The sequence below is a fragment of the Streptomyces sp. NRRL WC-3549 genome (assembly GCF_000721935.1).
Taxonomy (GTDB): Bacteria; Actinomycetota; Actinomycetes; order Streptomycetales; family Streptomycetaceae; genus Streptomyces.
In genome coordinates this window covers 36,711-42,750 of sequence record NZ_KL585438.1, presented here as the reverse complement: position 1 = coordinate 42,750, position 6,040 = coordinate 36,711, and the positions used below count along the sequence as shown (strand labels likewise).

General features: G+C 72.8%; 5 protein-coding genes. 1 reads left to right on the top strand and 4 read right to left on the bottom strand.

Annotated features, from left to right (window positions below; translation table 11 throughout):
• Positions 1 to 326: 326 nt before the first annotated feature.
• The 3 genes from IH13_RS0132580 to IH13_RS0132570 form a co-directional block, all read right to left on the bottom strand.
• The gene (locus tag IH13_RS0132580; protein WP_031090137.1) at positions 327 to 971 is read right to left on the bottom strand and encodes an HNH endonuclease family protein; all 645 of its coding nucleotides are present in this window, start codon (positions 969 to 971) and stop codon (positions 327 to 329) included.
• Positions 972 to 1,468: 497 nt separating this feature from the next.
• Entirely contained in the window at positions 1,469 to 2,134 is a 666-nt protein-coding gene (locus tag IH13_RS0132575) for an HAD-IA family hydrolase (RefSeq protein WP_031090135.1), read from the bottom strand.
• Between the two features lie 185 nt (positions 2,135 to 2,319).
• Positions 2,320 to 3,423, bottom strand: coding sequence for a peptidoglycan-binding domain-containing protein (locus tag IH13_RS0132570; protein WP_031090132.1), 1,104 nt, complete (start codon positions 3,421 to 3,423; stop codon positions 2,320 to 2,322).
• A 138-nt stretch (positions 3,424 to 3,561) separates the two neighbouring features.
• Here IH13_RS0132570 and IH13_RS0132565 point away from each other — a divergent pair, with 138 nt between their 5' ends.
• Positions 3,562 to 5,604: an MDR family MFS transporter gene (locus tag IH13_RS0132565; protein WP_031090131.1), complete on the top strand. Its 2,043-nt coding sequence runs from the start codon at positions 3,562 to 3,564 to the stop codon at positions 5,602 to 5,604.
• 18 nt (positions 5,605 to 5,622) lie between these two features.
• Here the strand turns inward: IH13_RS0132565 and IH13_RS0132560 are convergent, their stop codons facing one another.
• Entirely contained in the window at positions 5,623 to 5,997 is a 375-nt protein-coding gene (locus IH13_RS0132560; protein ID WP_031090129.1) for a GNAT family N-acetyltransferase, read from the bottom strand.
• Between the last annotated feature and the right edge of the window lie 43 nt (positions 5,998 to 6,040).

Below are 6,040 nucleotides of genomic sequence, written 5' to 3'. Positions count from 1 at the left end.
CAGCCGTACTCGGCCGAAAATCACGTCCGTACCTCCACCGGGCGGAGAGGGGGCGGTGTGTGCGCCAGTGTCTCGGGTGACGTCCGGCTCCTGGGCGGGTGCCGCGGCGGTGGTTCCGGGCGTGGCCCGGCCCTGGGGCGCCCTCCTCGCGTCGCCGTGAACAGCTCCGAGTGGTGGCTCCGCAGGGTACGGAGCGACGGAGGGGGAGGGGGAGACGCGAGGAGGACGGGGTGACGGAGGAGGGCGGTGCGGCGGCGGAGGGCGGGGCGGGGCCGCGTCGTGCGGTGCGCTTCCGGGGCCGTGGGGTGCGGCCTCCGGCCGCGCGGCTAGCAGCCGTTCAGTGCGGACTGGAGCGCGGTCTTCTCGGCCGAGTCGACGCTGAGCTTGTAGTAGTGCTTCACGTGGACCCAGGCCCGGGCGTAGGTGCAGCGGTAGGCGGTGCGCGGGGGCATCCACTTGGCCGGGTCCTTGTCGCCCTTGGACTGGTTGACGTTGTCCGTGACGGCGATGAGCTGAGGACGCGTCAGGTCGTTGGCGTACTGCTGGCGTTGGGCGTTGGTCCAGCTGCTCGCGCCCGAGCGCCACGCCTCGGCGAGCGGCACCATGTGGTCGATGTCCAGGTCGGAGGCCGCGGTCCAGGTCGCGCCGTCGTACTCCGAGTACCAGCTCCCGCTGGTCGCGGCGCAGGAGGAGTCCTGGACGACGCCGGTGCCGTCGCGCTTCAGCACCACCTCGCGGGTGTTGCAGGTGCCGGACTGGGTGATCCAGTGGGGGAACTTGTCCCGGCTGTAGCCGGACGAGGAGCCCTCGGCGGAGACGGTGAGCTGGCTGAGGTAGGTCCGGGCGGTCGACGCGCTGACCGGAGTGGGCATCGCGGCCTGGGCGGCCGGGGCGGTGAGGAGCCCCGTGGTGGCGGCGAGGGCTGCGGCGGAGGCGGCGACGGCTATGCGACGCGCGTAGATGCCGGGCATGAGAACTCCCTTGATGTGGGGGGAACCTGTGCGGACGACCTGGTCGGCCCGGTCATCGTGGCGGTGCCGGGTTTCCGTGGGGTGGTCGTCAGGTAACAGAGTGACGACATGCGCACGTCACATCAAGGGGTAGGGCGATAGCTCTGACGTTCCGTCTGTCCCTCACACAGGGCGGTTGGTTGACGGAAGGCCGGTTCGGGAGAGGCGGTGCGCGGGTGGCGCGGGTGGTGGGGGCGGCGCGGGCGGCGGGGAAGGAGGCGTCGGCCGGGGGCTGTGCCCGGGTGGGGAGCCTGTGTCCCCGGGCGCGGTCGGTAGGGGGCGGGTCGGGGCCGGCCTGACGGGCCGTCACCGTGCCGAGGTTTCCCCGGAAGTGCGAGACGGCGCCTCACCCGTGGGGGTGGGCGCCGTCGGGCGTGGGAACGGCCGCCCTTCGGTGAGGGCGGCCGTGCGGCGGCAGGCCCTACGGCCTGGTGCGCGAGAGGGGGTGGGTCAGGCCGTCAGTGGGCGGCGTCGACGTGCAGGCGGATGTGGCCCCCGGGTGTCGCTTCCACCCGGAGTCGCGTCAGGTCCTCGACGTGTACGTCGGGGGAGAGTGCCGCCGCGCGGGGGCCGATGCCCACGACCCGCATGCCTGCCGCGCGGCCGGCCATGATGCCCGCCTCGGAGTCCTCGAAGACGACGCAGTCCGCCGGGTCGAAGCCCAGCTCGGCCGCGCCCTTGAGGAAGCCTTCCGGGTCCGGCTTGCTGGCGCCGACCAGTTCGGCCGTCACCCGGTTCTCCGGTACGGGGAGGCCGGCGGCGCCCATGCGGGCCTGGGCGAGCGCCTCGTCGGCCGAGGTCACCAGTGCGTGCGGGAGTCCGGCGAGTGACGCCATGAAGGCGGCGGCCCCGCCGATGGGTACCACGCCCTCGGTGTCGGCGGTCTCCTCGGCGAGCATGGCCCGGTTCTCGGCGTGGTTCTCCTCCATCGGGCGGTCCGGCAGCAGGGCGGCCATCGTGGCGTATCCCTGGCGTCCGTGGACCACGGTGAGGACGGCCGCGGGGTCGAGGCCCTTCGCGAGCGCCCAGCGGCGCCAGCAGCGCTCCACCACGGCGTCGGAGTTCACGAGCGTGCCGTCCATGTCCAGCAGGAGGGCGCGGGCTTCAAGGACGGTGGCCGACATCGGCAGGCTCCAGAACGCGGTGGTGCGGGCAGCCCACGGCTGCAGGTCGAGAGAACAAGTAGCCCCGCCCGCCGGTCAGGGAAAACGGGCGGAGGCTACTTTGTTTCTCTACGATACAAAAAGCGCCGCCGGAACGCCAATCCCGCAGCTCCGGAACGCGTGGGCCACCCCCGGACCCCGCCCCGTCAGTACGGGCGCCCCGACCCCGTCGTCTGCGCCTCCAGCGCCTTGCGGGTCTCGGGCCCGTACACACCCGGGGTGTCCGTGCTGACCGACACCCACCGCTGGAACTCCCGCACCGCGCGCTCCACCCGGCCCGAGTAGTGGGCGTCGTCCGGCCCCTGGTAGATCCACTTCTCCTTCAGCCGGCGCTGGAGTTCCGCGACCTCCGGCCCCTGGTCGCCCGGACGCAGTGTCGGCCCGGCGGCGAGGGCGGGCGGATCGGCCGGTGCGGTGCTCGCGGGGGCGGAGGCGGACGCCGAGGGCGGCGGTGGCGGCACCTGCGCCGTGGCGGACGCGGAGGCGGAGGGGCTCGCCGACGCGGAGGGGGAGGCGGAGGCCGACGCCGACCCGGACGGCGAGACGGAGACCGACGGGGAGGAGGAGGGCGAGGAGGACGCCGAAGGTGACGCGGACGGGGTGGCGGTGGCTTCGAGGATCGCGTCCGGGATGCTCGTCGTGACCTCCGGCAGCGCCTCCTCGTCGCTCTCGCCGCCGCCGAAGAGACCGCCCGCGAACGCCGCCGTCCCCACCACGGCGGCCACCGCCGCACCCACCGCCACGGCCGCCAGGGGCTTACGGCGCCGGGGCCGCACCGGATCGCCGTCGGTGCCGTCGCCCCGGTAGGCCGCCGCGGTACGCCGCCGGGTCTCGTCGGCGACGGGTCCGGCGGCGGGGCCGGTGTCGAGAGCGGGGTCAAAACCGGCGGCAGGTCCGGGGTCAGAACCGGCGGCAGGTCCGGGACCGAAACCGGCGGCAGGTCCGGGACCGGCGGCGTGCTCCGGGCTCGGCGCGCTACCCCCGGCGGCCCTCGTGTCGCTCAGGTGGAGCCGCATCGTCGTGGCCTCGGCCGGTGCCCCCTGGTCCGGAGTGTCACCGTTCGTCAGCGTCACGTACGGCCGGATGCGCAGCGGGTCGAAGTCCTCGGCGGCGGCCATCTCGGCCGTACGCGCGGCCAGATGGCTCCCGTCGCCCCGGCCCTCGCCCCCCGCGGCCGTGGCGCCCCGGCAGGCGCACCCGGGTCTCGCGCCCGGCTCGCCACCGCACTCCGGGCATATATGTCCGGTCATTGTGGGTCCCCTCCCCTGTGAACTGCCTGCGATTATGCAGGCCGCCCCGGGGAACCCCAACGCCTCACCCCTTGCTCAGCAGGCCATAACGGGGCACAGCGGCCAGGATGGGGAAGAAGCGGACCCGAGGAGAGACCCATGGCCCAGCAGCTGCCCCCGCCTCCCCCCGCACCGGGTGAAGGGCGGTCGACGCGGAGTGTCCTGGTGGCCATCGGCGCCCTGCTCCTCGGCATGCTGCTCGCGGCACTCGACCAGACCATCGTCTCGACCGCGCTGCCGACCATCGTCAGCGACCTCGGCGGGCTGGACCACCTGTCCTGGGTCGTCACCGCCTATCTGCTGGCCGCGACCGCCGCGACCCCGCTCTGGGGAAAGCTCGGCGACCAGTACGGGCGGAAGAGGCTCTTCCAGACGGCCATCGTCATCTTCCTCGTCGGCTCCGCCCTCTGCGGCATGGCCCAGAGCATGCCCCAGCTCATCATCTTCCGCGCCCTCCAGGGACTCGGCGGCGGCGGACTCATGGTGCTGTCGATGGCGATCGTCGGCGACATCGTCACCCCGCGCGAACGCGGCAAGTACCAAGGCCTGTTCGGTGCCGTCTTTGGTGTGACCAGCGTGCTCGGCCCGCTCCTCGGCGGCTTCTTCACCCAGCACCTCAGCTGGCGCTGGGTCTTCTACATCAACCTGCCGCTCGGCGTCGTCGCGCTCCTCGTCATCGCCGCCGTCCTCCACATCCCGGTACGGCGCACCAAGCACACCATCGACTACCTGGGCACCTTCCTCATCGCCACGGTCGCCACCTGCCTGGTCCTCGTGGCCTCCCTGGGCGGCACCACCTGGGCCTGGGGGTCGTTCCAGATCATCGCCCTGGCCGTCCTCGCCGTCGCCCTCCTCGTGGTCTTCATCGGGGTCGAGCGCCGGGCGGTCGAGCCGGTGCTGCCGCTGAAACTGTTCCGGATCCGGACCTTCACCCTCGTCGCCGCCATCAGCTTCGTCATCGGGTTCGCGATGTTCGGGGCGATGACCTACCTGCCCACCTTTCTCCAGGTCGTGCACGGCATCACCCCGACCCTGTCCGGTGTGCACATGCTGCCGATGGTCTTCGGTCTGCTGATCACCTCGACGGCGTCCGGGCAGATCGTCAGCCGGACCGGCCGCTGGAAGGTCTTCCCGGTCACCGGCACCGCCCTCACCGCGGTCGGTCTGCTGCTGCTCCACCAGCTGTCCCGGTCCAGTTCGACCCTGACGATGAGCCTCTTCTTCTTCGTCTTCGGCGCGGGACTCGGCCTGGTGATGCAGGTCCTCATCCTGGTCGCCCAGAACGCCGTCGGCTACGAGGACCTGGGCGTCGCCACGTCCGGCGCGACGTTCTTCCGGTCCATCGGCGCGTCGTTCGGTGTGGCCATCTTCGGCACCATCTTCACCAACCGGCTGACCGGCAAGCTCCAGTCCGCGCTCTCCGGGCGCTCGCTCCCGAGCGGTGTCGACGCGGGTTCCCTGGCGGCCGATCCACGGGCCCTCGGACGCCTCCCGGCCGATCTGCGCCCCGCCGTCCTCGACGCGTACTCGACGTCGATCACCGACGTCTTCCTCTACGCGGTCCCGATCGTCCTCGTCGCCTTCGCCTTCGCCTGGTTCCTCAAGGAGGACCGGCTGCGCGGCTCGGTGACGGCCCCCGACCACAGCGAGACCTTCGCCTCCAACCCGGTCGAGCGCTCCTCGTACGACGAGTGCGCCCGCGCCCTGTCGGTCCTGGCCACCCGGGAGGGCCGCCGGGAGATCTACGAGAAGATCACCGAGCGGGCCGGTTACGACCTGCTGCCCGCCGCCAGCTGGCTGCTGCTGCGCATCAAGCGGCACGGCACGGTCGAACCGGCCCGGCTCGCCGAGGTCGCCCCCGTGCCGCTGCGGGTGATCACCCAGGCGGCCCAGCAGATCGAAGGGCGGGGCCTGGCCCGGCGGGAGGGCGTGCAACTGGTGCTCACCGAACCGGGCGCCGAGGCGGTGGTCCGGCTGTCCCGGGCACGTGAGGAGTCCCTGGCCGAGCTGCTGGGCGACTGGTGGGGCCCGGACCGCCCCACCGACCTGGTCCACCTGGTGACGGAGCTGACCTCCGAGGTGAGCGGGTCCAGCCGGGAACGGCCCCACATGCCCGAACCGCGCCGCGACCACTCGGCCTGACGGGGCGGCGCCCGGGGCTCACAGCTCCTTGGCGAACCAGTGTTCCGCGTACGGACCCTGGTTGAACGCCGGCACCTCCGCGTACCCGTGCCTCGCGTACAGCGCCCGTGCCTCGACCAGGTCGTGCCGGGTGTCGAGGCGTATCCGCGTCACCCCGAGCGCCCGGGCCTCACGCTCGACGGCCGCCAGCAGCAGCCCGCCGCCGCCCGTGGACCGGAACTGGCCGGTGGGCGGGGTGAGCCGTTCGGCCCCGTCGCCCGTGAGACCGTCGTCGATCTCCTCGGCCGTCGCGGGCCGCCCCCAGTAGCGGCTCGCCACCTCGTCGTAGTAGTCGCGGCGCAGGAGTGCGGCGTCGGGGCTGTCGAAGGGCTCGGGGGAGACGGTCCAGTCCATCGGGCCATTCTGGCAACTGCCGGACTGCCGGACTGCCGGACTG